This is a genomic window from Micromonospora sp. NPDC047644, assembly GCF_040704315.1.
Classification (GTDB): domain Bacteria; phylum Actinomycetota; class Actinomycetes; order Mycobacteriales; family Micromonosporaceae; genus Micromonospora.
This window is the reverse complement of the sequence record NZ_JBEYSY010000022.1, coordinates 1-25,439: the sequence shown is the minus strand read 5'-3', so window position 1 is coordinate 25,439 and position 25,439 is coordinate 1. Positions and strand designations below refer to the sequence as shown.

Sequence of the window (25,439 nt, the reverse complement as noted above, 5' to 3'; positions counted from 1 at the left end):
TGACCGGCATCGTATGCCGGCCTTACCTGGGCGTGCCGGCGGAGCCCGTACCGTCACCGCTGTCCGCGGCGCCGGCCCCGGCCCGCGCTCCCGGGGCGGCCCGGCCGGCGCGGTGTGCGCGGCCCGCCGCCTCGGTGGCGGCGTCCATCCAGGAACGGGCCCGACCGGCGGTGCCACCCACCCACTCGCCGACGTCGCTGGCGCCGTCGCCGAGCCGGCGCAGCAACCCCACCAGCGGGTCGGTCGACCGGCTGAACTCCTCCCGGTACGACTCGGCAGCCGCCTTGATCTCCTCCGACACGCTTGTCGAGCTGTCGTCCTCGCGGCGCGGATAGTCCCCCGCCAGCACCCGCCCGTACGCCCCGGAGTCGATCCACTTGCGCAGCGACGCGGCCCGCGCCACCGGCGCCGGGTGGGTGCTCCACGCGGTCATCTTGATCTTGTGCAGGCTGTCGCGCAGGTCGCCGCCACCGGCGTACTCGGCGGCCTGCTCCAGGAAGGCCGTGGTGTCGACCTGGGACAGGTCGCCGCCGCCGGCGAGCTTCATCAGCAGCCGCAGCGCGGCGGCCGGGTCCTGCCCGGCGAGCAGGCCGGCCCGGTCGGCGGACAACTCCGCCTTGCGCCACCACTCGAGCATCGCCGCGATGATGGCGCGCAGCGCGATCGCGCCAACCGGCAACCAGCTCAGGTTGGCCGCCCACCGGGTGAGGATCATGAGCATGGTCTTGTAGACCGCGTGCCCGCTGCCCACGTGGCCCAACTCGTGGCCGAGCAGGCAGCGCAGTTCGTCCTCGTCGAACTGCTGCACGCAGGCGGAGTTCAGCACGATGAACGGCCGCTCCAGCCCGACCGCCTCGGCGCCCAACCAGGGCGACTGGGTCACGTACAGCTCGGGCAGTTCGGCCACGTCGAGCGCCGCCGCGGCCTCGGTGTAGCGCTGCCACACCGCCGGATACTGCCGGTGGTCGACCCGGATGCCGGAGGCCAGCACGGACAGCCGGAAACCCCGCTCGTTCCACATCCCGAAGAACGCCCGCACCACGTCGTCGAAACCGCGCAGCTCCCGCAGCGCGACCAGGGCACCCCGATCGGCCGGGTGTTCCCAGGCCCGCGAGCTGATGCCGGTGAGGGTGATCCGACGTCGCGCTGGCGCATCCGCTGCCGTCATGCTGGCTCCCCGTTCGCCGTAGCTCTCCGCATCGTGCCGCAGACCGTGACCCACGTCCATGCCCCGCTCAGCAACGCCGCACGTAGTACCGGTCCGCGTCATTGGGCAGTGTCGGCGCGCCGTCCACCACCAGGTCGGCGTGGGTCGCGGTGTCGTCGACGGCGAAGTGCGCCCGCTCCCCCTCATGCCAGCGGCGCAGCTCGGGCAGGATCTCCGGCCCGTCCCGGGCTAAAGCGCGGGCCAGCCGCAGCGACGCGGGCGCGGTCACGAACACGGCCAGCGTCAGCTCTGGCCGGACGACCGCCCGAGCGGCGCTGACCCCCTCGACCACCAGCACCGGAGCCACCGGCACCGGAACCGGCCGGGGCAGGAAACACCGCCGGACCCAGCTGTACCGCCGGTAGGCTCCCGGCTCACCGATACGCAGCGGGGCGAGCACCCCCTCGTCGAGCCGGGGCCAGAAGGTGACCTGGTCGTCCCACCCGTCGAGCAGGTCGTCGGTGTGCACCACCGGCGGTCGGCCGCCGAGCGGCCCCGCCAGGGCGTCCGCGAGCCGCGCGGCGAACCGGCTCTTACCCGCGCCACTCGGCCCGTCGACCGCGACCAGCCGGGTCCGCCCCAACCGCGCCGGGCCCGCGAGCACCCGACGAGCCAGTTCGGCGTACGCCTCGACAACCGCGACTGTCGGTCCGCCGGTTTCCGGGTTCAGCGCAGCCCCCGAGCCCAACGCGGCGTGGCAGCGCGCGGTCTGACGCGGCCCGACCTTCCGTGGCCCGACCTCACGCGGCCCGGCCTTCCGTGGCCCGACCTCGCTTGGCCCGGCCCGCCGTGGCCCGACCTTCCGTGGCCCGACCTTCCGTGGCCCGGCCCGCCGTGGCCCGACCTTCCGTGGCCCGACCTCACGCGGGCCGGCCTTCCGTGGCCCGACCTCGCTTGGCGCATGACCGAAGTATGCCGCGACGGTCGCTGAGCACGGTGATCGACTCGGTTTCATTGAAGTCGCGGTATCCCTGTCGGCCGGACACCGCGACTTCCTTGAAGCGGTGTCGATCATGCCTGGTGGGCCATGTCGATCATGCGTGGTGGGGTGGCATGGTGGGCCACTGTGACACGTCCGGCTGACCGCGCTGGGCGGCCACCGTCACGTCCGGGGGAATTGGTGCGGCGACGGGTGACGGGCGGCCCGTTCGCCGCCCGGGGTGCCACCGAATCGGCATGATCGGGTGGTGCTCCGAGACGTGATGAGCCCCGGTATAGACGCCCTGCTCGAACAGGCCCGCGCCGGGCTGCACCGACTGACTCCGCAGCAGACCGTCGAGGCGGTCCGCGGCGGCGCGTTGCTGGTCGACACCCGTACCGAACCGCAGCGCCGCGAACAGGGCGACCTGCCGGGGGCGGTCGTCGTCGACCGGACCGTACTGGAGTGGCGCCTCGATCCGGCCAGCGCCTGGCGGATCCCAGAAGCCACCGGGTACGACCGGGAGATCATCCTGGTGTGCCGACAGGGTTACAGCTCCAGCCTGGCCGCCGCCAGCCTGCAGACTCTCGGGCTGCGCCGGGCCACCGACATGATCGGCGGCGTGGACGCCTGGCTCGCCGCCGGCCTGCCCACCACCGACCGCCCAGCCGACATCCGCCCCTGATCCGCACCGCCGTGCCGCCGGGTCCGCCGGGCCACCTCGCGGCCGAACCACCTCGAGCCTCGCCACCTCGCCACCTCGCCACCTCGCGGCCGAGCCTGGCCCAAGCTCGCCACTTCACGGCCGAGCCTGGCTCAAGCTCGCCGCTTCACGGCCGAGCCCGTTGCAAGATCGCGCTAGATCCAGGAAACAGGCCCCTCGTCGCGCGGACGAGGCCACTACAACAAGGATCCAGCACGATCATGGACGGTTCGCGCCTCCCACTCCCTTGGGACGGCGGACCGACCAGGTCCACGCCCGGGTCAAGACCACGCACCGGCCAGGACCGTTCGCAGGTCAAGACCGTTCGCAGGTCAAGACCGTTCGCAGGTCAATCGGGTGGCGGGCCGGGTGGGATGAAGGGCAGGTCGGCGGGGGGGCCGGCTTTGATGAGACGCCAGAGGGCATCGGTGTCCAGGTGTTCCTCGACCAGGTCGCCGAGCAGGTCGAGCGAGTGCTCCCGGGCGGCGGCGAAGTTGGTGGCCGGTGCGACCCGGAACCCGCTGCGGCCGGCCAGGCGAGCCGCCTCGGTGAGGAACCATCGCCGGAACTCGTCGGACTCGAACGCCCCGTGCCAGTGCGTGCCGTGCACCACGCCGCGCACGGCGCCCTCCGCGACACCGTCGTCGCTGGTCAGCAACGGGGTCAGGTTCGGGTCGGCCTGCGAGACGTACCCATGGTGGATCTCGTAGCCCCGGACCGGAAGGCCACCGGGGCCGGTGCCCACCGACTGCCGGACGGTCTTGCGCGGGTCGAAGGTGATGTCGATGGGCAGCAGACCGAGCCCCGGCACGCTGCCCTGCCGGCTCTCCACCGGATCGTGGATGGCGCGGCCGAGCATCTGGAAGCCCCCGCAGAGGCCGAGCAGGGGCTTGCCGGCCGCCACATGGGTGGCCACCGCGTCGGCGAGACCGGTCTCGCGCAGCCAGCGGAGGTCGGCGACGGTGGACTTGGAGCCGGGCAGGACGACCAGATCGGCGGCGGCCAGTTCGGCCGGTTCGATGGTGAGGCGCACCCGGACGCCCGGCTCGGTGGCGAGCGCCTCCACGTCGGTGGCGTTGCTGATCCGGGGTAGGCGGACGACGGCCACGTCCAGCCATTCGCTGCCGTGCGGGGCGGCCGGTCGACCGAGCACCCGACCGTAGGCGAGTGAGTCCTCCGCGTCGAGCCACAGGTCCAGTGACCAGGGCAGCACTCCGTACGTGGGGCGGCCGGTGACCTGACGCAACATGTCCAGACCCGGCTGGAGCAGCCCGAGGTCGCCCCGGAACTTGTTGATCACGAACCCGGCGATCAGCGCCTGGTCGGCCGGGTCGAGCAGGGCCACGGTGCCGAACATCGAGGCGAAGACGCCGCCCCGGTCGATGTCGCCGACCACGATGGTGGGCAGGTTGGCGTGCCGGGCCAACCCCATGTTGACGTAGTCACCGGCCCGCAGGTTGATCTCCGCAGGGCTGCCGGCGCCCTCGCAGATCACCACGTCGTACGTCTCGCGCAGCTCGGCCAGCGCGGCGTACGCGGTCTCGGCGAGCCGGGGACGCAACTGCCGGAAGGTGCCCGCGGTGATCGTGTCGACCGCCTCGCCCAACAGCACCACCTGACTGGCCAGGTCGCTGCCCGGCTTGAGCAGCACGGGGTTGAACCGCAGGTCGGGTGCGAGCCCGCACGCCGCGGCCTGCATGGCCTGGGCGCGCCCGATCTCGCCGCCGCGCCCGTCCGCCCCGACGACCACCGCCGAGTTGTTCGACATGTTCTGCGCCTTGTACGGCGCCACCTTCACGCCCTGCCGGTGCAGCCAACGGCAGATGCCGGCGGTGAGCACGCTCTTGCCGGCGTCGGACGTCGTGCCGGCCACCAGCAGCCCGCCGCTCACCTCGCGCTCCCTCGACGTACAGCAGCGCCCATACCGACCGCCCGCAGCCCATGCTCGCCGGCAGCGGCCGGACGCAGGGCCCCGGCCACACCACCCGAACCGCGCCCTCCGGCCGTGCCCGCCGGCCCTGTCCGGCCCCCGGCAGCGGTGAGCGCACGCCTGCTCAGCGCACCAACCAGCCGGCCGAGCGTCACCGGGTACGCGGCGGCCAACCCGACGGCGGCCAGCCCCACCGCGCCGGAGATCCGGGCGGCCCGTTTCAAATGCCGCGCCTCCGGGCGGGGACCGTCGCCGAGGAACGGCCGCACCTCGGAGCGCCCGAAGTAGACGTTGCGACCACCGAGGCGGACCCCGAGCGCGCCGGCCATGGCCGCCTCGCACTGACCGGCGTTGGGGCTCGGGTGGTCGTTGCGGTCGCGCCGCCACACCTGCCAGGCGCGCTGCCGGTCCCCGTGGGCGACCGGCGCGACGGCGATGGTGAGCAGCCCGGTCAGCCGGGACGGCAGGAGGTTGAGCGCGTCGTCCAGCCGAGCGGCCGGTGTGCCGAACCGCGCATAGCGGGTCGACCGGTGCCCGACCATCGCGTCGAGGGTGTTCGCCGCGCGGTAGCCCAGCAGCCCGGGCAGACCAGCGACCGCACCCCAGAGCAGCGGAGCGACCACCGCGTCGGAGGTGTTCTCCGCGACCGACTCGACGGTGGCACGGGCCAACTCCGACTCGCCCAGCGTCGACGGGTCCCGCCCGCAGAGGTGACCGAGGCGACGCCGGGCGGCGGGCAGGTCACCGTTACGCAGCGTACGACCCATGACGGTCGCCTCGTGCCGTAGCGTGCGGCCGCCCAGCACGGTCCAGGTGCCGGCCGCCACCAGCACCGCCCGGGTCACCGGCCGGTGGCGGGTAGCCGCTGCGGTGACCGCCCCGAGCAACACCGGCCCGCCCACGGCCAGCGCGGTGAACGCCGTACCCGCCGTTCGGTCCGGGCGGTAGAGGCGGCGCTCCAGCGCGCCCGCTGCCTGCCCGAAGCCGGCCACCGGGTGCCACCGGCGGGGGTCGCCGAGCGCCCTGTCCAGCGCGTACCCGGCCAGCAACCCCACCGCGTTCGCCATCGGCGCTGTCCGTCGCACCCGCACCACCTCCGGCCGGCCAGCCTAGACGAGCATTCCGTGAACCAGTCCAACTCACGGCCCCGCACCGACAGCGAGCACCCGTTGAGTGACCGGCCGGCAGACCTGCCGACGTCCGGTCACGCGGGGTGACGACGCTGCTCGCGCCGCCACCCCGCCCCCGTCGTGCCGCACCACGCCGGGCCGGGTGGTGCCGCTGCGTCGCGGCACCGCTTCACCGCGGCGACCGGCAGGGTGCCTCGGTCGGCTCGACCGCTACCGAACCGCGAAGGCCGAGCCGACCGGTCAGGCCGGCTGCGGAATCCGGCCCCGACCACGCCGCCCCCGAGCGGGCTGCGCCGGCTCCGGCTGCCCCTCGTCGGGCACCGACCCCAACTCGATGTCCAGGTCACCGTCGGCGTTGTCGTCGTCCGCCTGGGGCGACGGGGCCAACTCGTCGTCGAGTGCCGACGCCGCGTCGGCCGGCCCGCCCGGTCCACCGCTGGAAAGCGCTCCGCCGTCACCGAAGACGCCGCCGCTCGGAGGGCTGTCGTCGTCGGTCGGGACGTTGCCGAACGGGCTGCTTCGCAGCTCTGCATAGTCGGGCAGCTCGAAGTCGTCGTCCAGCGGACTGTCGTCGGGCAGCGCTGGCGCCTGCCCGGCCGGCACCGGCTCGGTGGGCTCGCCGTGCACCCGGCTCTCGGCCTCCGCGTCCTCCACCGTGCTGGTCGCCATGCTCGGCCGGTTGCGCAGGAAGCGGGCGCGCCCCCGGGACAGGTCATGACCGACGGCCACCGCCTCCAACTCGTAGAGCGTGCGGTGGTTACCGCCGTCGTCGGTCCAGTCGCGGGTGTAGAGCCGCCCGCAGACCACCACCGGATCGCCGACCATGACGGAGGCCGCCACCCCCTCGGCGAGCTTGCGCCAGCAGTTGACGCGGACCCGGAGCGAATTGCCGTCGACCCACCGGCCGCTGTCCCGGTCGAGTCGGCGGGCGGTGGAGGCGACCTTGAAGTTGGCCACCAGGGTGTTGCTCTGGGTCGTACGCCGCCACTCGGGCGTAGTCAGCACATTGCCGACGATTGTCACGTAAGTGTCGAACATCGTCCCTCCAGGGAGATCGGGGCTGCCAGCGCGAGTCGACTCGACACGAGCATCGACACTCCGGACGCCCTTCGTGAGCACCCGTCCCCAACCTGTGGATGACGAAGCCACCTGTGGACAACGCCCTGATCAAGCCCGGATGTGGTACGCCCGACCCACCCGACCCGCCGTCCACGGTTTCCCAGGCCGCCCGAACTGGGTAAGGACTTGATCAACGCACCACCGACAGCTCCACGTCGACGAGAGGTCAGCGCCATGATGATCACTACCATCGGCTCCGCGAACGCTTCCGAGGCGCAGCGATGAGCGCCGCGGCGAACCCGGCCACCGTGGCGGAGTGCCTGCGGGTGGGCGCCGGGTTCTCGCAGGGCGACCGCAACTGGATCGCCGAGCAGTTCGGCACCCTCGACGCCCGGCTCGCCAGCTTCCACGCCGACGCCACCGAGCTGGAGGTGTCGGTGAAGGACCGGGAGGCGCGCGGCCAGAAGGTGACCCTGGAGTGCTGGATCGCCGGCCGACAGAAGATCGTCACCACGTCGGCCGAGGAGGACCTGCACGCCGCCCTCAACGACGTCCGGGACGACCTGCGCCGCAAGCTCAACGACGCCAAGACCCGCCAGGAGCCCCGGCACAACAAGCACCTGCGCGACCTCCCCCAGCCGCAGCTGGATGCCGAGGAGCCCGCCGACCCAACCCTCCGCGCCGACGCAGAAACCGCCTGACCCACGCCATACCCACGCCTGACCCACGCCATACCCCCGCGATCTTGCACTTTCGAACGCCGAATGGCGGCAATCGTCCCTTATGCCGGGACACAAAGTGCAAGATCGCGGGGGTGAACAGCGGCAGGGCGTGGGCTACCGCTGGGTAGGGGCGGCGGCGTAGCGTCGCGTTCGTGGAACCGGACGTGTTGGGGCCGCCGTACGAGCGGCAGACGATCGACCTGGGCACCGACGACGAGGGCCCCGTTGTCGCGACACTGGTCCGACGGCGGGCCGAGCGCCCCACCGGTCGGGCCGTGCTCTACGTGCACGGCTTCGTCGACTACTTCTTCCAGACCCATCTGGCTGACTTCTTCGCCGAGCGAGGCTGGGATTTCTACGCGCTCGACCTGCGTAAATACGGCCGGAGTCTGCTCCCGGCCCAGACCCCGAACTTCTGCCGCGACATCAGCGACTACTTCCCCGAGCTGGACGCCGCCGCCGAGATCATCCGCAAGGACGACGGGCACGACACCCTGCTGACGATGGGCCACTCCACCGGTGGCCTGATCATCTCGCTCTGGGCGGACGCCCGCCGCGACACCGGCACCATCGACGGCCTGGTGCTCAACAGCCCCTTCTTCGACCTGAACGCCCCCTGGGCGGTCCGTCGACCCCTCGCGGCCGCCGCGTCCCGGCTGGGCCGCAGGGCGCCGCACCGCATCCTGCCGTTCGGGCTGGGCACCGTGTACGGCGAAAGCCTCCACTCCGACCACCGCGGCGAGTGGACCTACGACCTGGCGTGGAAGCCGCTGGCCGGGTTCCCGGTCCGGGCCGGCTGGCTGAACGCGATCCGCACCGGGCAACGCCGGCTGCGCGCCGGGCTGGACATCCAGGTCCCGGTGCTGCTGGCCTGCTCGACCCGGTCATTCCGGGGCACCAAGTGGCACGACAACGCGACCCTGGCCGACGCCGTCCTGGACGTCGAGCACATGGTCCGCTACGCGCCCCGGCTGGGTCGCCACGTCACACTGGCGCGCTTCGACGGCGGGTTGCACGACCTCACGCTCTCCGGCCCGGCCGTGCGGGCGAAGGTCTTCGACGAGGTGGGCCGCTGGGCCGAGGCGTTCCTCGCCGCCGGCCCCACCGCACCGGCCGACGGGCAGCCGGCCGACCCGGCGAAGGTGACGACGCCCGGCGGCTGACCGGGCGGGGCCGCGGCTCAGACGTCGCCGGACGTCGCCGGAAGAACGGCGCTGATCCGGTCGAAGGTCGCCACCGGGTGTACGCCGACGCCGGGCAGGACCAGGCCCAGGCAGTACGGGGAAACCTCACCCGTGGCTTCGGCCTGCACGATGAAGACCGGCGCGCCGACGTACCCCGGCGGCAGCTCGGCGGTGATCAGCACGGCGTCCCCGTCGCGGACCACCCGCTCGATCGCAACCTCCAGCGGCCGCGACCCGTCTTCGCGTACCCCGTGGGCCAGCACGAAAGCGGAACTGGTGTCGGCGCCGAGGCGGGCGACCACCTCGGGCCCGGCGGCGATCCCCGCCGGCACCGGCTGGACGCGCCACCGCCAGCCTCCGTCGCCGGCATACCGGTGCAGGCCGGCGGTCGGCAGCACGGCCACCCCGTCGCCCGCGAAGCGGGCCCAACCGGGCACGATCTCGGCCTCGGAAATGACGGCCGGGGCCACCCCCGCCGGCTCGGTGACGCTGGCCCGCAGGCTCAACTCACCACCCGAACCGCCCACCAGGTCGGCCGCCGTCAGCAGCGACTCTCCCACCGGGTCGTCGCCTCCCTGAAAGAAGAACGCGGTACCGACGTCGCCCGACGACCGGTACGGCAGGATGGCGCGACCGACGACCTGGCACAGCTCGTAGGCGACGTCGCTCTCGGCGTCGGAATCCAGCAACACCAGCCCACGGTACGGTCCGGGGCCGGGCCGCCTAGCGGTAACCCGGATGCCCGCTACGAGGCGGACGTGAGACTCTGCTCGGCAACGTGGACGCGGGCACCCTTTTCGCCGTCGGGCAGTGGGACGGCGGTACCCTCTGGGCGCGACATCCACGCCACACGCGCCCGTAGCTCAGCGGATAGAGCAGGGGACTTCTAATCCCAAGGCCGCAGGTTCGAATCCTGCCGGGCGCACTCCACCACCGTAGGTCAGCGGCTTGCCGTGCCCGGTCCCGCCGATCACCTCATCTGAAGGCGGCAGCCAGGGCGCGGGCTGAGACGTCCATCCATCTTGCTCCTTCGCGCACTGACGGTAGTATCTCCGTGTTTTTTGCTGATCACGGGGAGGAAGACCACATGCGATGGAAGTTCCCGGCCGGCGCCCTATTGGCGCTGGCCCTTCTGATTCCGGCGGCACCGGCGACGGCTCACATCGAATCGCCCGGACTGAACGAGTCCTGCCAGACGGTCGAACGCAAGGCGTACAAGGACATCCGCGAGCTTTTCACCATCGACCTGGACACCGCCCCCGAGCAGGAGGTACGGGTGTTGGCGGCCCAGATCCTGTCCGCGGCGAACGCCGACTCGTTGCCGGTTCTGCCGGGTGCCATTCAGGAGGCACTGAAGGGCACCGAGGAAGAACTCCGCGCATTCCTCAAGACGGATGCGCAGAAAGCCTGGTCGGTGGCTCTGCGGATCGTTGTGGTTCGCACGCTGACGGATGCTGGCCCCAACGTGGAGGCCGCTGCGCAGAAGGTGCTCGGCGAGACGGCCGTTGACGCCTACCTGGCTTACCTCAACGACGGCCTGTACGCCGCCCGTGAGCTTGACTGCGCGTCTCAGCCCACCCCGACGCCGACGGCCACTCCGAGCGCCACGCCCAGCGCGACGGCGACCGCGGCACCGACTCCTACTGCCTCCGCCAGCCCGGGTGCCCCCGGCGGCGAGGGCGGCGAAAGCGGCGAGGGCGGCGGGCTCCCCGTGACCGGCGCCAACACCCTGACCGTGGCCGGCATCGGCGGCGTGCTCCTGCTCCTCGGCGGCGGGGGCTACCTGATCGGCCGCCGACGCCGTTCCCGCTTCGTGGCGTAGCTCAGCCCGACGCGCCCGGCTCGATGCGTCGTCGGGCCGGGCGCGTCCGCGCAATGCCTGGCCGTCGTGGATGCGGCGGCCAGCGCTCGACGCCGGCGAGACCAGCATGATCAACAAGTCGGTGGCCGATCCGCTAGCGGGAACGCCAGTCCAGCGAGTCGAGCAGGACCGCCACGACGGCCGCCCTGTTCGCAGCGCCAATCCCTCCCAGCGCCCTGTCGATGACCTCTCCGGCGTCGGCGGGTAGCTCCTGCGGCTCCAGCATCGGCAGCATCAGAACGAAGCGCTGCCCCCACGTCAGCCGATCGTCGGGCAAGTCCGCCGCGACACGTAGCTCCGCCCAGGTCATCGTGGAACAACCGGCATCCTGATCCAGGGTGAAGACCTGCACCGGCTGGCCCGGTCGCACCGTGACGAAGTCGAGCGTTGCGTCGTCCTCGACGTTGCGATAGACGATCCGCAGCCAGGCGTTCCGATCGAGCCGCACGGACACGACCGGCCAGCGCTCCGGGTCGTTGAGGACTGCCCACATCTCCTGATGGCCGGCCGGTGTGACCTCGAAGGCAGCGTCCGCCTCCCGGTCCGCGCCGAGTGGGCCGGCCAGGTAGTGCGACCAGAAGGCCGGGTGGTCCGACACGACGTCGGCGGCATACACAGCCGCCTCGCACTCAGTGTCGTAGTCGGGTCCGGCCAGTGTGGTGTACCCGGGAATGGTGAACGCCGGTCCGATCGTCAGCGGCATGACCGGCATTCAACACGATTGACATCGACCTCGCGCTCGACGGCTACGAGATCAGCATCGCCTCGGTGGCTTCACCCAAGCTGCGGAGGCACCTGCCTCGGCGACAGCAAGGCGCGTCACGACGGCCCGGCTCGGTGGAAAGTGCCGGGCGCGTGTCTACGGGTCGGCCGGCCTACGGCGTTAATAGGGCGTGACGTTCGAGGAGTACGCGTTCGCTCGCACGTCGGCGCTGGTGCGGCTCGCCCGGCTGCTGACCGGTGACGAGCATCGAGCCGAGGACCTGGTGCAGGAGGTCCTCGCCCGCGCGTACGCCCGGTGGGGCCGCATCTCGCGGACGGACCAGCCGGACGCGTACGTCCGGCGCATGCTCGTCAACACCCACAACTCGTGGTGGCGTCGGCTCAGCAGCCGGGAGATCTCGGTTGCCGCGGTGCTCGACCGGGCCGGCGGGGTGGACGAGGCCGCCGGGGTCGCCGAGCGCGACGCGCTGTGGCGGTTGGTCTGCGATCTGCCGGCACGTCAGCGCACCGTGATCGTGCTGCGCTACTACGAGGATCTGGACGACACCTCGATCGCCGAGATCCTCGCCTGTTCGACCGGGACGGTACGCACACATGCCAAGCGCGCCCTGGCGGCGCTGCGTCGACGACAGGGTGCGACAACCCACGCCTGGGCGGGAGACCTGTGATGTTCAGTGACCTCGACGAGCAGCTCGCCAGCACGCTGAGGCATCGGGCGGGAGGCGACATCGACCCGACGCCGATAGTGCGACAGGCCCAGCACCGGGGCCGGCGGTTGCGTCTGCGGCGGCGGGGGCTGATCACCGGTGGCGTGGCAGCGGCGTGTGTCGCTCTCACCTCGGTGGTGCTGGCGATTCCGGGCGTTCGGAGCACCGATGACCCGGTCATGCCGGCCGCGGCGCTGATGCTGCCGGAGGTGCAGAGCAACGGGACCGTACGTCCGGAGGAGGTCGGCGCCGATCCCGCGACCGTGCACTTCACGACCGAAGCCCTGGTGAGGGGCGCCGACGTCGCCACGTGGCGCACCGGTCGCGGCATCGAGAGCGTCGAGTTCCGGGGTCCGAGCGATCAGGCGCGTTTCGCGCTGGCACGCACCGAGGCGTTGCTCGACGGGCTCCAGCAGACGTTGTCCTCGCAGGGACGACCGCAGGGACGCACGGAGGTACGGGTCGGCGACCGCTCGGGGGTCGCCTGGTTCGATCCGTCCGGCGACCGGAGACTGTGGTTCGTCCGCTGGCAGCCCGCCGACGGGCTCTGGGCCCAGTTGGACAGCTACGCGAGCACCCTTGACGGCGCGACGGGTACGGCGAGCCGGGTCCGGTTCGACGGCGCCCACCGCTGCGCCGTGCCGTTCCGCCTGGAGTCGCTGCCGCCGGACGGACGGTTGCTGGAGTGCTCGGTCACCCTCGGCAGGTCAGCGCGGGACCCTTTCGTCGAGGGCGCTCTGGTGGTCGGTGACGCGTCCGGCCGTTGGCTGACTGTTCGGGCGCAACCCGCCCCGGCCCGCGACGCCCGGCCCGGGGATCTCGTCGCCGGCCCGTACCGAGCCCGCCGGCAGGGCAGCGACGTGCTGGAGATGACCGTCAAGCCCTGCGTCGTCGAGGCGTTCCGCAAGGGTTGGGGGAACGGCTACAGCGAGGCGGAGGGCCTGGCGATCCTCGGCGGTTACCAGCTGGCCCGCGATCTCACCCGCCCGGCGACCTGGTGACACGAGCCCTAGACGGGTCCCAGCAGGGCGGTCAACGTCTCGTCGCCCTGGCCGAGTTGCACAGCGTCCGTCGCGGGCGCGATCAGGAACCGTCGGCAGCCGTCGAGTTCCACGTACCGGTCGGGGCCTGCTCCTTCGAGGGGGCGCAGCACCGCGAAGCGGCTCGCCGGGGTGGCACAGTCGACCACTGCCCGGCGGTTGGACAGACCCCGGAGCACACCCGCCTGACGCTCGGCGGGCAGCGGGCCGCCGTACACGAAATCACCTGGCGGTTTCTCGCTCTCCTGAAGCGACGCCGGCACCTCGTAGACGCAGAGGCGCAGCGGCCCGGCGGTCGAGCGGGCCGGCGGAGGCGGCCCGGGGCGGCCGTTGCGGGTCTCCACCCACACCAGGTCCGTCCATTGCTGGGCGCATCCGGCGGCCTCGGCCGCCGCGGATTCGACCTGCCGGATGGTACGGGTGGCCACAGTGGTCCACTGCGGCCCGGCCAGAGCGGCGATCACCTCGGGGCGCGGTTTGTCGCAGGAGTCCGTCGGGATCTGGGGTCGCAGCCACCGTCCCCGGTCGTCGAGCAGCGCCAACCACGGTGGGATGACCAGGTCGAGGGTGCAGGCGACATCTCCACCGCCCTGCTCATCGGGTAGCCGCAGCGCGCTGAGCAGCGGCGCGATCTCCTCGGCGCGTCGCTCGGTGGCGACCTGCTCCTGGCCGCCGTTGGGGCCCGGTCGAATCTCCCGCCCGCAGGTCACGGCCGCGACGGGCGTGAACGTGGGGTCGATGCGACCGATCGTCGGCTCGTCCACGGCCGGCGGCGACGCCTCCGTGGTCATCTCGCCGGCCCGGGGTGCGTCGGTGGCGCAGGAGGCCCACCCGTCGACGATCTGAGCCGGTGCGGGCTCGTCGGCCCGACCCGGCCCAACCGCCGTGCCACCGCAGCCGCCCAACGTCATGCCGAGCAGCGCCACCGCGAGTGCCGTACGGGACGAGCGCATCCGGCTCACCACCTCTCCATCCGGGGATGAGACGGACGACGGGCAGCCGCGGTTCCGGCCGGGTGGTCGCTGCATCGCACCCGGTGATCGACTCGGTTTCCATGATGTCCGGGTGTCAGTCGGCTCCGGACACCCGGACTTCCGTGCACTCGAGTGGATCAGACCCGCACGCCACGGCGCCCGTACGCGCCGGCAGAATGGCCGAATGGCACATCTGGGACTTGTCGCGCTGCTGGTCAGGGAGTACGACGAGGCGATCGACTTCTACGTCGGCGACCTCGGTTTCGAGCTGGTGGAGGACACCGCCCGACCGGATGGCTCACGCTGGGTCGTGGTCCGCCCGGCGGGGGCCCGGGAGACGGCGCTGCTGCTGGCTCGGGCGAGCAGCGCCGAGCAGCAGGCTCGGATCGGCGACCAGACCGGCGGCCGGGTCGGGCTGTTCCTCCACACGGAGGATTTCGCCCGGGACCATGCCCGGATGGTGGCGGCCGGAGTGCGTTTCCTGGAGGAACCGCGGCACGAGGCGTACGGTTCGGTAGCGGTGTTCGTCGATATCTACGGCAACCGCTGGGACCTCCTTCAGCCCCGCAGCACAGAGTGACACATTAGCGACACTCCGCACACAAGGGATCACCCCGTCACGGTCCGCATGCTATTGTCCGATGTCGATCTACGCCGTGTGGACCCGGACCGGGTCGTTGTCGGAAGGACACTTCCCGATGCCGGCCGTTGCCACCCCAACCGTGCCGCCGCCCACGCTGGACAATCCGGCCGGCGGGGCCCTGGGCCTCATCTTCACCACGCTGCCAGCGTTGCTGCGGCTGAGCTGCGGGTTGTTCGGGGCGGCGGTGGCCGTGTCGGTGCAGACCCCGCCGGTGCGGCAGGCGGTGCTGCTGCCCGCTGTGGCGGTGCTGACCGGCTGGTCCCTCTGGTACGCACACCGGGCGTTGCGCCACGGCATCGGCCCCCGTCTCGTCGGCGGTGACGTGGCGGTCACCGCCCTGACCTGCCTGCTCATTCCGGTGCTGGTGGCGCCCGAGGTGCTGCCCGGCGAGGGCAGTTGGATCGCCGTGCTGGCCAGCACCACGGTGATCAACACGCAGGCCACGACCTCGGCGCGCTGGTCGATCCCGGCCGGACTGCTCGTGATAGCCACCTACGTCATCGGGGCGCAGGCCGCCGGCAACCCCACCGAAGCCCGGGCGCACGCGGCCACGCTGCTGGCACAGACCGCCTGCACGGCGATGATGGCGGCGGTCATGCGCCGACGCATCGGCCGGGCGGACCGCGCCTTCGTCGAACACCAGCGGCTGACCCGGGAGGCGTTGGTCGCGCGCGCCGCCCGCGAGGCCGAACGCCAGCAGAACCGCGACCTGCACGACACGGTGCTCGGGACGCTGACCATGGTGGGGCTGGGCGCGGTGGCCGGCCCTTCGGCAGTCTTCCGGGAACGCTGCGCGGCCGACCTGCGTACCCTCGTCGCGCTCACCGACGTCGGCCCGGTGGCCGGCGACGGCCCGGTGCCGCTCGACGGGCGGTTGCGGTTGGTGGCCGGCCGGCTGCCCGAGCTTGCGGTCCGGCTGGACCTGGCGTCCTGCGCCGTCCCGGTCGGCGTGGCCGACGCGATCAGCGAGAGCGCCTACGCGGCGTTGTCCAACGTGGTCCGGCACGCGCAGGGCGCCGGGGCCACGCTGCGACTGACCCGCGACGCCATCGGCGTCGTGGTCGAGGTCGCCGACGACGGCCCCGGCTTCGACCTGGCTACCGTCCCCCCGCACCGGTACGGGTTGCGCGAGTCCATCCGTGGCCGGATGGCGACTGTCGGTGGCCGGGCCGACGTGCACTCGGCCGTCGGCGCGGGCACCCGGATTCGGCTGGAGTGGCCCGGTGTCGGCTGACCTGAACGCCCCGGCGACCGCCGCGCCGGAGGCACCGAAGCGCACCAGCGTTCCGACGCCCCGGGAGCCGGACTCCCCCGCTGCGCTCGCCGCGCCGGCCGCCGTGGCGCACGCGTCCGACCGGGGTGCCCGGATCGCCGCCGTCGCCATCGCGTTGGCCTGGCACGTGGCGATCGCGCTGCCGGCGGTGCTGTCCGCCCGTGCGGAGCTCGCCGCGCCAGCGGTGGTGCTCGGCGCCTGGGTACTGGTCGCCGTGACCGGCGCGGTCGCCGGGGTACGGCTGCTGCAAGGCTCACCACTGCCGCCGTGGCCGCTGGCCGGGCTGCTGCTCGTCGTCGACGCGGCCGTCTTCGCGGCGGCCGGTGAGCGGCAGTTGTTCACCGCCGCCAACTGGGTGTGGGGCACGCTCGGCTGGTTCTTCGTGCTGGCGGTGTGGGGCCGGCGCGTCGCGGGGCTGATCGCGCTCCTCGGCACGCACGCGTTGATCGCCCTGGTCGCCGTGCTCGGGCACGGCCCCGACCCGGCCGACGTGGCCCGCTACGTGATGTACGTCTACGGCACCTTCTCGCTGCCGGTGGCGGTCTTCGTGGGCAGCACCGTCATCGTCGGCCTGGCTCGGGAACGGGCCGCCGTCTCGGCCGCCGGTCACGCGATGGCCGCCGAGCGGGACGCCGCCGAGCGGGGCCTTCGGGAACGCCGGGACCGGCTCGCCCTGGTCAGCTCGGCGGCCGGGCGGGTCCTCGGGGACCTGGCCGCCGGCCAGGCCGACCCGGACGACCCGGAGGTGCAGCGCCGCTGCATGCTGGCCGCCGCCCGACTGCGCCGACTGATCGCCGAGTCCGACGATGTGCCCGACCCGCTGTTGCACGAGTTGCGAGCCGCCGCCGACCTGGCGGAACGCAACGGCCTTCCGATCGACCTGGTCACCATCGGCACTCCGCCGCCGCTGCCGGTGGAGGTCCGCCGCCGACTGGCCGACCCGCTCACCGGCACCCTCGCCGACGCTCGCGAATGGGCGCGTCTGACAGTGGTCTCCGGCCCGGACGAGGTGGTGGTCAGCCTGGTCACACCGGACCGGGAGGGGCCGGAGTCGACCGGCCCGCCCCCCGGGGAGCACGACGACGGGCCGGTGGAGTACCTCTACGAACGGGACGGAAACATCAGATGGGCGCAGACCCGGTGGCGGCGGTGACCGGCGATCGACCGGTCGGGGTAGCGATCGTCGACGACCACCCGGTGGTGGTCGAGGGGGTCCGCGCCTGGCTCGCCACCGAGCCTCGCCTGACGGTGCTCGCCACCGGCGACGACCCGGACGCGGTGCTGCGGGCGGCACCGCACGCCGACGTCATCCTGCTCGACCTGCGACTGCACGGGCGGATGGCGTTGGACAAGTTGGCCGAGCTGAGCGCCGCCGGCCGGCGGGTGGTGGTCTATTCGGAGCACACCGACCCGCAGACGATGCTCGCCGCGCTGGACGCCGGGGCGGTGGCGTTCCTGGCCAAGCACGAGGGCCGGGAACACTGCGTGGAGACGGTGCTGGCCGCCGCGAGCGACCGTCCGTACGTGCCGCCAGCGCTCGCCGGTGCGATGGTCGGCGACCCACGGCCGGACCGGCCGATGTTGTCCGACAAGGAGCGTGAGGCGCTGCTGCTCTGGTTCCAGTCGATGTCCAAGGCGTCGGTGGCCCGGCGGATGCAGATCAGCGAGCACACGGTGAAGCAGTACGTCGACCGGGCACGGATCAAGTACACCCGGGCGGGGCGACCAGCCGCCACAAAGGCAGCACTACTCGCCCGTGCGATCGAGGACGGTCTCGTCCGCCCGGAGGAGATCGGCATCTACCGGTCACAGGCGACGCACGACCGGCCGACCCCCTAACAGGCGTCATGACAGGGGCGCTGCGGTCCGGAAGGCTTCCTTACACAGCCAGCTGACCGGAAGGTCGTGACGATGCACGCCGACGCGTCCCCCTTCTTCATCGGTCCCCACCGGTTCGACGCCCCCGACGACGACGTGGGCCCGACCCTGGACCGCCGCTACAACCTGCGACCGATGCCCGGCGAGCGGTTGCTCGGGCGACACCGGCTGCTGGTCGCGGGCTACCTGCTCGGGCCGAGCGAGGTGCGACGCCGCTGGCAGTTGCCCGAGCCGGTCGCGGTGACCGTCACCGACCAGCGGATCTGCTGGGTGGGCAGTGGCTCGCACCTGTCCCTGGTCGCCGACGGCACGCACCGGGCCCGACCGCCGGCTCGACACAACGGCCTGATGAGCGGTCAGATCCGCTGGCAGTGGCCGTCCCGCTTGGAGCTGCCGACGAGCGCGCCGGACGCGCCGGCCCAGCTGCTGATCGTCTGCGACGCGCTGCGCACCATTCAGCAGCCGGCGTTGGCCCTCAGCGGAATGACAGCCGAGGTCGTGGCGCTGGCCCGGCAGGTCCGCCGGGCGGTTGCCATGTTCCGGCTCAACCGTCCACAACTGGTCGATCTCTCGGCCCAGGAGCGCGACGTGCTGCTGCTGCGGGCCGGCCCCGGCCTGCTGGCCGGCGACACCCGGATCACGCTGCCCGGCTCGTTGCCGGTGGAGTTCCACTCCAGGGACGACTACTACCGCTCAAGACCGGACCCGAGCTCGTGGGGTGGGCTCGCCGGCGGCGCAGCATCCGGGCAGCGGTGACACCGACCGCCCGCGTCGGTGGACACCGCTGTGTCCGGGCTCCAAACGATCCGGCCTGCTGAGGCGTACGTCGAAGCCCCTGGCCCGCCGAGAACGTCGCCGTCGGTGTCAGGCGCTGGAAGCGGGGTGTTCGGCGGCGGCGTCCAGAGCGGCGGCCTCCTCCGGCGTGGGCGCGCTGCCGCCCAGGTGCGCGGGCTGCCACCAGGTGTCGTCCGGGCCGGCCGGGGTGTCCGGATAATCCCGCTGCGCCCGGTCGACGAGGGCGCTGAGGCGGGTGGTCAGCTCGGCGGCCAGCACGTTCGGGTCCGGGAAGTCCGCCGGGTTGATCGGCTCGCCGATCAGGATGGTGATCGGCGTGTGCCGTCGGGTCAGAGTGCGCGGGCGGCCCTTGGTCCAGAGGCGCTGGGTGCCCCACAGCGCGACCGGCAACACCGGCACCTTCGCCGAGCGTGCCATCCGGACCGTGCCGCTCTTGAGCTCCTTGACGGTGAACGACCGGCTGATCGTCGCCTCGGGGAAGACGCCGACGACCTCGCCCTGCTTGAGCGCGCCCACGGCGGCGCGGAACGAGGCAGCGCCGGCCTGCCGGTCCACCGGGATGTGCCGCATACCGCGCATCAGCGGGCCGGAGATCTTGTGCGTGAAGACCGAATCCTTGGCCATGAACCGCACCAGCCGGCCCGACGCGTTCGCACCCAGACCGGCGAAGACGAAGTCGAGGTAGCTGACGTGGTTGCTGGCCAGCACCGCCCCGCCCGTTCGGGGTACGTGGTGGGCGCCCTCAATGGTGATCTTCAGGTCGAGGACCCGGAACAGCGTCTTGGCGGTGGCGATAACGGGCGGGTACACGAGCTCCGGCATTCGCAGAATCTACCCTGACCGGCTGGGGATCGGCTGGGTGGCGACCCGGCGGCGGCGACGCGGGCGGCGACGCCACCGCCGGTTCGGCGGCCTAATCGGTCACTCGGCGAGGTTGTCCAGGTCCAGTCGACCCCGGGCGAACGCGTCCACCCGGCCCCAACGACCGGGGATGTCCAGGACCTCGATGCGACCCATCCCCACCGGCAGCCGTGGCTCCACCGCCAGGTGACCCTCGTGCGGCTCCAGACCGAGCATCGTGCGCAGCAGCAGCAGCGGGGTACCCGTCGACCAGGCCTGCGGGCTGCACGCCGTCGGGTACTCCACCGGGAACTTGGTCAGCTCCCGCGGGTAGCCGCCGAACGCCTCCGGCAGCCGGCCGTCGAAGTACGTGGCCGCGTCCAGGATGCCGTTGGCGATGGTCGCGGCCTCCTCGGCGAAGCCGTACCGGCGCAGACCCCAGGCGATGAACGAGTTGTCGAACGGCCAGATCGTGCCGTTGTGGTAGCCGATGGGGTTGTAGCGAGCCTCCCCCTCGGCGAGGGTGCGCACCCCCCAGCCGGAGAACAGCCGCGGCCCGACCAGGTGCGCGGCGAGCTTCTCCGCCCGCTCGGGTTCGACGATCCCGCTCCACAGCAGGTGGCCGATGTTGGAGCTGAGGATGTCGCACTGTCGACCGTCCGGGTCCAGGGCCAGGGCGAAGTACTCCCCGTCGTCCACCCACCAGTCCCGGTTGAACCGCTCCTTCAGCTCCGCCGCCTCCCGCTCCAACTGGTCGGCGAACTCCGGGTCCCCCCAGAACTCGCGCGCCAACCGGGCCGCGCGGACCTTCGCGTCGTACGCGTACCCCTGCACCTCGCAGGTGGCCCGAGGGAACGGCGGCAGCGTGCCGTCGGAGTAGGAGATCGAGTCCCAGGAGTCCTTCCAGCACTGGTTCTCCAGGCCGGTGTCGGTGTTGCGTCGCTCGTACCAGATGTAGCCGGTGCCCACCAGGTCGGCGTAGTTGTCGATCCACCTCAGCGCCGCCCGGGACTCCTGCTCCAACTCCTTGACCAGCGCGACGTCCCCGCTCCACCGCTCGTACTCGTCGAGCAGCACGATGAACAGCGGCGTCGCGTCCACCGAGCCGTAGTACGGCGAGTGCGGCTGCTCCTCGAAGGCCGCGGTCTCGCCGTAGCGCATCTCGTGCAGGATGCGCCCCGGGTCCTCGTCCCGGAAGTCGTCGAACCGGCTGCCCTGCAGGGACGCCAGGATGCGCAGCGTCGTCTTCGACAGCTGCGGGGTGAACGGCAGTGTCTGCAGGCAGGTGAGGATGCTGTCCCGGCCGAACATGGTCATGAACCAGGGCAGACCGGCGGCGGGCAGGGTGGCACCGCCCAGCGACAGCGGCGAGAAGCGCAGCGCCGCCAGGTCGATCAGACTGCGCCGGTACGTGCTGGCCACCCGGCCGTGCTCACTGTTGACCTTCGGTGCGTCGGCGATCCACTTCTCCAGGTCGTGCTGGAGGGCGAGCCGCTCGGTGCCGTGTGTGCGAAGCCCGAACCGCAGGTCCCGGCCGCCGGGCCCGACCGCGTGGGTCTGGACGTCGATCGAGGCGTCCCACTGCTCGTTGGGCTCCAGGTGCACGGTGTAGGAGAAGCCCTTGCTGTCGTACCGGGCCGACACCGACGACGAGATGGTTGTCTCCCGCCGGAAGTTCCCCCGCCGGTACCCCAGCTTCAGCCGGTCCGACTCCACCTCGGTGTAGATCTCGCCCTTCTTGTTGAGGATCTCGTCCTTCACCTGGAACAGGTCGGCGAAGTCCGACGCCGCGTCCATCCGGACTTCCAGGTCGACCGGCTTCTCGTCGTGGTTGAGGATGGTCAGCTGCTCACAGAAGCTGCCGCCCACCGCGCGCTCGCGGATGATCGACAGCTTCGCGTCCACGTAGTGCGTGGCCATCCCCGGGACCAGGAAGAATCGCGACTCGAAGTACTGCAGGTCGTCGTAGGAGAGCGAGTTGAGTCGCTCACCGTTGATGGTCAGCACCCAGGTCGACAGGAACCGGGTGTCGATGGAGAAGAGCCCGGTGGGCTCGCTCGGCGTCGCCTCGATGTCACCGGTGTCCTCGCAGACGACGAACGTGTTGCCGTCCAGGATCCGGATCGTGTTGCTCTGCCCCATCAGTGCTCCTCCCCCGCGAATCGCCGGCGCGGCCCGCGGGCGTCCGGGGAACCCGGAAAGATCCGCTCCACCTGTACGACGAGGCGAGCGTCACCCGACACCGTCATGTCCCCCCGCAACAGCGCGGCCAGGCCGTGCTCGCGCCCCGAGGCGATGTCGTCGAAGAGCAGCGGGCTGGTGCCGATCACCGTGTCGGCCTCCTGCTCCTCCTGACTGACGTTCAGCCGGCCGTGATCGATCCTCAGCAGCCAGTGCCGGGTCTGCGCCCCCTCGTGCAGGTCGATCCGCAGCGTCCCGGAGGTCTTGGCCAGCAGGGGTTCGTACCCCCGCCGGTCCAGGTCCTCGAAGAACCTCGTGGTCGCGTCCACCATCGGGTCCACTCCTCCCAGTTGCCGGGCCGGGGATCCCACCCACCGCGCTCGCGTCGCGCGGACGGCCGGCGTTGCACGTCCCCGCACGGGTCCCCGCCGCTCCCCCGCCCAACCTCGCCCAATCCGGGTGAGCAGGGGGTGGAGACGCCACGCGCCGGCCCTCCCGGAAGGGAGAGCCGGCGCGCGCCGCGGCGGACGGGTCAGTTGTTCGGGTCGTCGGCGCTGATGTCGGCCAGGACCGACTGCGGTTCGCGCTCGACCGCGAGGTCGCCCATCGACACCAGGCCGACCAGGCGCCCGTCGTCGATCACCGGAAGTCGGCGTACGGCGTACGTCCGCATCAGGTCTGCGGCGGCCACGGCATCGTCGTACTGACTCACCGTGATCACGTCGCGAGTGGTGATCTGGTTCAACCGGGTCGAGCCCGGGTCCATGTTCTCCGCGACACCTCGGACCGTGATGTCCCGGTCCGTGACGATGCCAACCACGCTGTCACCATCAGTAACCACCACATCGCCGATCGCGCTGTCGCGCATCTCCTGCGCGGCGGCGATGAGCGTGTCGTTGCCGTCCATCGTCACCAACCGGGTCGTCATGAACTCTCCGACCGTTGTCATGGTGCTCCCCTCTCGGTGTCGGCACGGCCCGTCTACCCGCCGCCCGGGAGGGGGTAACGCCGAGTGCCCGCCGGGCTGTCCGTGCGGGTGTAGCAGCCGCCCGCAGCGTCGGGCCCGCCGGGTCGATCCCGTCGCTGCTCGTGCCGGCGCCCATCGCCAACCCCTCCCCGACGTCCCCCAGGGGCGAGGTAGGGCGGTTTACCCGTCGACGGGCGGCACAGGCGCGCGTCGACCCCGCCGCCTACCGTGGGCGGATGAGAACGGGCGAGGATGAGCTGCGGGACCTGGTCAGGGGCAGTAGCTGGCTGACCCGGGCGCTGGCGGTGGTACGTGATTCCGGGCTGCCGGACGCCTGGATCGGCGCTGGCGCGCTGCGCGACCTGGTCTGGGGCGAGCGGTACGGCGACGGGTTCGACCCGGCGCGGGTCCGCGACGTGGACGTGGTCTTCTTCGACCCGGCGAGGCTCACCCGAGCCGACGACGACCGGGCCACCGCGTTGCTGACGGGGATGTGGCCGCAGCCGCCGTGGGAGGCTCGCAACCAGGCCGCTGTGCACACCTGGTACGCGACCACGTTCGGCGGCGACCCGATCGAGCCGTACCGAAGCGTGGCCGAGGCGGTCGCCACCTGGCCGGAGTACGCGACAGCGGTGGCCGTCCGCCTGGACCAGACCGGGCGGCTGGTCGTCTGCGCGCCGTACGGCCTGACGGACCTGCTGGGCGGAGTGTGGCGGCACAACCCGGCCCGGGTGGACGTGGCCCGGTCGCGGCAGCGGTTGGCCCGGCACCGGCCGGCGCAGCGCTGGCCCGGCGTGACAGTGATCGAGCCGGGCTGACCGACCGTGGGCCGCTCAGCCCGCGGGCGGGTCAGCCTGGGCGTCCGGTCAGTCTGGGCGCGCCGGTCAGCCTCGGCGCGCCGGTCAGCCTCTGGGCGCCGGTCAGCCTCGGGGCGGCATGCCGTAGAGCCGCTCGACGTGCAGGCGCAGCACGATGCGACCCTCGTCGACCATGGCCTGGCGATACTCGTCCCAGTCGGGGTGTTCGCCGCTCAGCCCCCGGTAGAGCGCCACCAACTCCTCGACAGTCTCGTCGTGGAGTTCGGTGGCCGGCGGGGTCAGCTCGGCGCGACCGTCGACCACCGCGTACGCCCAGCCGTCCGCGCTGCTGACGTGGAAGCTGGCGCGTGGGTCGCGGCGCAGGTTGGCGGTCTTGGCACGACCCTCGGTGACCGAGACCCGGATCAGGCCCGCGTCCCGGTCGAAGGAGTACAGCACCGTGGACAGCTGCGGACGCCCATCCCGCTTGATGGTGGCGAGCACGCCCATCGAGCGGTCGGCCACCAGATCGGTCAACGCCTGCTGGGTCCGGTCATCCGGCATGGTGTCCTCCAGGTTGGACGATCGTCTCCGACCCATCCAAGCACGACCTGCCGGCCGCCGCGGGCGACCACCCGGGACGGCAGGGCGACCACCCGGGACGGCACCGAGCCCCGGGACGGCACCGAGCCCCCGCCGGCGAACGGCGAGGGCTCGGTGAGAGTTCGATGTTTCGGCGACCGTGCCGGTCAGCGGCGCTCGGCGGCGACCAGCTCGGCGAGTTGCACCGCGTTCAGCGCGGCGCCCTTGCGCAGGTTGTCGTTGGAGCAGAACAGCGCCAGCCCGTGCTCGACGGTCTCGTCGGCGCGGATCCGGCCCACGTAGGTCGGGTCCTGGCCGGCGGCCTGCAACGGCGTCGGGACGTCGGTCAGTGCCACCCCGGGCGCGTCGGCCAGCAGTTCGTGGGCGCGCTGCGGGGTGAGCGGCCTGGCGAACCGGGCGTTGATCTGGAGCGAGTGCCCGGTGAAGACCGGCACCCGGACACAGGTGCCGGAGACCAACAGGTCGGGGATGTCCAGAATCTTGCGGCTCTCGTTGCGGAGCTTCTGCTCCTCGTCGGTCTCGAACGAGCCGTCGTCGACGATCGAACCGGCCAGCGGGAGGACGTTGAAGGCGATCGGCTGCGTGAACGAGCGCGGCGCGGGGAACTCCACGGCCGACCCGTCGAAGGCCAGCCCGGCGGCGTGCTCGGCCACCTTGCGGACCTGCTCGTCCAGCTCGGCGACGCCGGCCAGCCCTGCGCCGGAGACCGCCTGGTAGGTGGAGACGACAAGACCGACCAGGCCAGCCTCGGCGTGCAACGGACGCAGCACCGGCATCGCGGCCATCGTGGTGCAGTTCGGGTTGGCGATGATGCCCTTGGGTCGGTCCAGGGCGGCGTGCGGGTTGACCTCGGCGACCACCAGCGGCACCTGCGGGTCCATCCGGAACGCCGACGAGTTGTCGATCACCACGGCGCCGGCCTCGGCGACCCGGGGGGCCAACTCCCGGGCGGTGCCCTTACCGGCCGAGAAGAGCACGATGTCCAGCTCCGAATAGTCCGCGGTCGCGGCGTCCTCGACTGTCACCTCGCCGTCGCGCCACGGCAGCGTACGCCCGGCGGACCGCGCCGAGGCGAACAACCGCACCTGCTCCGCTGGGAACTCCCGCTCCGCCAGCACCTGCCGCATCACGCCACCGACCTGGCCGGTGGCACCCACAATGCCGATCCTCATGCCCGCGAGGCTACCGACCCCACCCCCGAAACCGGGACCGCTCTCCGCGCTCGACGTGCACACCGAGGCCCTGGTCGAAGCGGCGCTGCGGCGGGTCCTGCGCGACAGCACCGCGCTGCTGGTGGTGCACC

25 protein-coding genes, 1 tRNA gene and 1 pseudogene are annotated in these 25,439 nt (G+C 72.1%); 13 read left to right on the top strand and 14 right to left on the bottom strand.

Annotated features, from left to right (window positions below):
• Positions 1 to 22: 22 nt before the first annotated feature.
• A complete protein-coding gene (locus tag AB0877_RS28920; RefSeq protein WP_366612724.1) occupies positions 23 to 1,168 on the bottom strand; it encodes a M48 family metallopeptidase in 1,146 nt (381 codons plus the stop codon).
• Between the two features lie 67 nt (positions 1,169 to 1,235).
• Complete coding sequence (locus AB0877_RS28915) at positions 1,236 to 1,895, bottom strand: hypothetical protein (RefSeq protein ID WP_366612723.1); 660 nt, start codon at positions 1,893 to 1,895, stop codon at positions 1,236 to 1,238.
• Between the two features lie 514 nt (positions 1,896 to 2,409).
• Here AB0877_RS28915 and AB0877_RS28910 point away from each other — a divergent pair.
• Positions 2,410 to 2,811: a rhodanese-like domain-containing protein gene (locus tag AB0877_RS28910; protein ID WP_366612779.1), complete on the top strand. Its 402-nt coding sequence runs from the start codon at positions 2,410 to 2,412 to the stop codon at positions 2,809 to 2,811.
• Between the two features lie 367 nt (positions 2,812 to 3,178).
• Here AB0877_RS28910 and AB0877_RS28905 read toward each other — a convergent pair whose 3' ends face one another.
• From AB0877_RS28905 to AB0877_RS28895, 3 genes and pseudogenes are all read right to left on the bottom strand, one after another.
• Complete coding sequence (locus AB0877_RS28905) at positions 3,179 to 4,720, bottom strand: cobyric acid synthase (RefSeq protein ID WP_366612722.1); 1,542 nt, start codon at positions 4,718 to 4,720, stop codon at positions 3,179 to 3,181.
• A 167-nt stretch (positions 4,721 to 4,887) separates the two neighbouring features.
• Positions 4,888 to 5,826 (bottom strand): annotated as a pseudogene (locus AB0877_RS28900) (cobalamin biosynthesis protein); the annotation flags it as partial.
• A gap of 303 nt (positions 5,827 to 6,129) precedes the next feature.
• The gene (locus AB0877_RS28895) at positions 6,130 to 6,927 is read right to left on the bottom strand and encodes a single-stranded DNA-binding protein (protein WP_366612721.1); all 798 of its coding nucleotides are present in this window, start codon (positions 6,925 to 6,927) and stop codon (positions 6,130 to 6,132) included.
• A 302-nt stretch (positions 6,928 to 7,229) separates the two neighbouring features.
• Between AB0877_RS28895 and AB0877_RS28890 the strand changes: the two genes are divergently transcribed.
• Together AB0877_RS28890 and AB0877_RS28885 are read left to right on the top strand one after the other, a co-directional pair.
• A complete protein-coding gene (locus tag AB0877_RS28890) occupies positions 7,230 to 7,649 on the top strand; it encodes an HPF/RaiA family ribosome-associated protein (protein WP_366612720.1) in 420 nt (139 codons plus the stop codon).
• 173 nt (positions 7,650 to 7,822) lie between these two features.
• Positions 7,823 to 8,833 carry an alpha/beta hydrolase gene (locus AB0877_RS28885; protein WP_366612719.1) on the top strand — a complete coding sequence of 337 codons (1,011 nt, stop codon included), beginning with the start codon at positions 7,823 to 7,825 and terminating at the stop codon, positions 8,831 to 8,833.
• Positions 8,834 to 8,850: 17 nt separating this feature from the next.
• Here AB0877_RS28885 and AB0877_RS28880 read toward each other — a convergent pair whose 3' ends face one another.
• Positions 8,851 to 9,546: a hypothetical protein gene (locus AB0877_RS28880; RefSeq protein ID WP_366612718.1), complete on the bottom strand. Its 696-nt coding sequence runs from the start codon at positions 9,544 to 9,546 to the stop codon at positions 8,851 to 8,853.
• Positions 9,547 to 9,706: 160 nt separating this feature from the next.
• Between AB0877_RS28880 and AB0877_RS28875 the strand changes: the two genes are divergently transcribed.
• Together AB0877_RS28875 and AB0877_RS28870 are read left to right on the top strand one after the other, a co-directional pair.
• Positions 9,707 to 9,779 (top strand) — tRNA-Arg (locus AB0877_RS28875).
• A gap of 162 nt (positions 9,780 to 9,941) precedes the next feature.
• Positions 9,942 to 10,676 (top strand): LPXTG cell wall anchor domain-containing protein, encoded by a 735-nt coding sequence (locus AB0877_RS28870; RefSeq protein ID WP_366612717.1) that lies wholly within the window; start codon positions 9,942 to 9,944, stop codon positions 10,674 to 10,676.
• A 133-nt stretch (positions 10,677 to 10,809) separates the two neighbouring features.
• On the opposite strand, the gene AB0877_RS28865 is transcribed toward AB0877_RS28870, so the two are convergent.
• Entirely contained in the window at positions 10,810 to 11,418 is a 609-nt protein-coding gene (locus tag AB0877_RS28865) for a hypothetical protein (protein ID WP_366612716.1), read from the bottom strand.
• A gap of 190 nt (positions 11,419 to 11,608) precedes the next feature.
• On the opposite strand from AB0877_RS28865, the gene AB0877_RS28860 reads away from it, so the two are divergent.
• Together AB0877_RS28860 and AB0877_RS28855 are read left to right on the top strand one after the other, a co-directional pair.
• On the top strand, positions 11,609 to 12,106 hold the full coding sequence (locus AB0877_RS28860) for a SigE family RNA polymerase sigma factor (protein WP_366612715.1): 498 nt from the start codon (positions 11,609 to 11,611) through the stop codon (positions 12,104 to 12,106).
• Positions 12,106 to 13,146 (top strand): hypothetical protein, encoded by a 1,041-nt coding sequence (locus AB0877_RS28855; protein ID WP_366612714.1) that lies wholly within the window; start codon positions 12,106 to 12,108, stop codon positions 13,144 to 13,146. The genes AB0877_RS28860 and AB0877_RS28855 overlap by 1 nt, the downstream gene beginning before the upstream one ends.
• Positions 13,147 to 13,154: 8 nt before the next feature.
• On the opposite strand, the gene AB0877_RS28850 is transcribed toward AB0877_RS28855, so the two are convergent.
• A complete protein-coding gene (locus AB0877_RS28850; RefSeq protein ID WP_366612713.1) occupies positions 13,155 to 14,147 on the bottom strand; it encodes a hypothetical protein in 993 nt (330 codons plus the stop codon).
• 196 nt (positions 14,148 to 14,343) lie between these two features.
• Here AB0877_RS28850 and AB0877_RS28845 point away from each other — a divergent pair, with 196 nt between their 5' ends.
• From AB0877_RS28845 to AB0877_RS28825, 5 genes are all read left to right on the top strand, one after another.
• On the top strand, positions 14,344 to 14,739 hold the full coding sequence (locus AB0877_RS28845) for a VOC family protein (RefSeq protein ID WP_366612712.1): 396 nt from the start codon (positions 14,344 to 14,346) through the stop codon (positions 14,737 to 14,739).
• A 118-nt stretch (positions 14,740 to 14,857) separates the two neighbouring features.
• Positions 14,858 to 16,036, top strand: coding sequence for an ATP-binding protein (locus AB0877_RS28840; protein WP_366612778.1), 1,179 nt, complete (start codon positions 14,858 to 14,860; stop codon positions 16,034 to 16,036).
• Positions 16,026 to 17,228, top strand: coding sequence for a hypothetical protein (locus AB0877_RS28835; protein ID WP_366612711.1), 1,203 nt, complete (start codon positions 16,026 to 16,028; stop codon positions 17,226 to 17,228). Before AB0877_RS28840 ends, AB0877_RS28835 begins: the two co-directional genes overlap by 11 nt.
• The gene (locus AB0877_RS28830; protein ID WP_091405585.1) at positions 17,201 to 17,914 is read left to right on the top strand and encodes a response regulator transcription factor; all 714 of its coding nucleotides are present in this window, start codon (positions 17,201 to 17,203) and stop codon (positions 17,912 to 17,914) included. The genes AB0877_RS28835 and AB0877_RS28830 overlap by 28 nt, the downstream gene beginning before the upstream one ends.
• A gap of 72 nt (positions 17,915 to 17,986) precedes the next feature.
• Positions 17,987 to 18,709 carry a hypothetical protein gene (locus tag AB0877_RS28825; protein ID WP_366612710.1) on the top strand — a complete coding sequence of 241 codons (723 nt, stop codon included), beginning with the start codon at positions 17,987 to 17,989 and terminating at the stop codon, positions 18,707 to 18,709.
• Positions 18,710 to 18,817: 108 nt separating this feature from the next.
• Here the strand turns inward: AB0877_RS28825 and AB0877_RS28820 are convergent, their stop codons facing one another.
• From AB0877_RS28820 to AB0877_RS28805, 4 genes are all read right to left on the bottom strand, one after another.
• Positions 18,818 to 19,570, bottom strand: coding sequence for a lysophospholipid acyltransferase family protein (locus tag AB0877_RS28820; RefSeq protein WP_366612709.1), 753 nt, complete (start codon positions 19,568 to 19,570; stop codon positions 18,818 to 18,820).
• A gap of 99 nt (positions 19,571 to 19,669) precedes the next feature.
• Positions 19,670 to 21,730 (bottom strand): glycogen debranching N-terminal domain-containing protein, encoded by a 2,061-nt coding sequence (locus AB0877_RS28815; RefSeq protein ID WP_366612708.1) that lies wholly within the window; start codon positions 21,728 to 21,730, stop codon positions 19,670 to 19,672.
• On the bottom strand, positions 21,730 to 22,101 hold the full coding sequence (locus tag AB0877_RS28810; RefSeq protein WP_366612707.1) for an SCP2 sterol-binding domain-containing protein: 372 nt from the start codon (positions 22,099 to 22,101) through the stop codon (positions 21,730 to 21,732). The genes AB0877_RS28815 and AB0877_RS28810 overlap by 1 nt, the downstream gene beginning before the upstream one ends.
• Positions 22,102 to 22,301: 200 nt before the next feature.
• Positions 22,302 to 22,718, bottom strand: a complete 417-nt coding sequence (locus tag AB0877_RS28805; RefSeq protein WP_030333361.1) for a CBS domain-containing protein — start codon at positions 22,716 to 22,718, stop codon at positions 22,302 to 22,304.
• Positions 22,719 to 22,972: 254 nt separating this feature from the next.
• Between AB0877_RS28805 and AB0877_RS28800 the strand changes: the two genes are divergently transcribed.
• The gene (locus tag AB0877_RS28800; RefSeq protein WP_366612706.1) at positions 22,973 to 23,554 is read left to right on the top strand and encodes a nucleotidyltransferase family protein; all 582 of its coding nucleotides are present in this window, start codon (positions 22,973 to 22,975) and stop codon (positions 23,552 to 23,554) included.
• Positions 23,555 to 23,656: 102 nt separating this feature from the next.
• Here the strand turns inward: AB0877_RS28800 and AB0877_RS28795 are convergent, their stop codons facing one another.
• Positions 23,657 to 24,097, bottom strand: a complete 441-nt coding sequence (locus AB0877_RS28795; protein WP_366612777.1) for a PPOX class F420-dependent oxidoreductase — start codon at positions 24,095 to 24,097, stop codon at positions 23,657 to 23,659.
• A gap of 185 nt (positions 24,098 to 24,282) precedes the next feature.
• Positions 24,283 to 25,308, bottom strand: a complete 1,026-nt coding sequence (locus AB0877_RS28790) for an aspartate-semialdehyde dehydrogenase (protein WP_366612705.1) — start codon at positions 25,306 to 25,308, stop codon at positions 24,283 to 24,285.
• Positions 25,309 to 25,439: the final 131 nt, after the last annotated feature.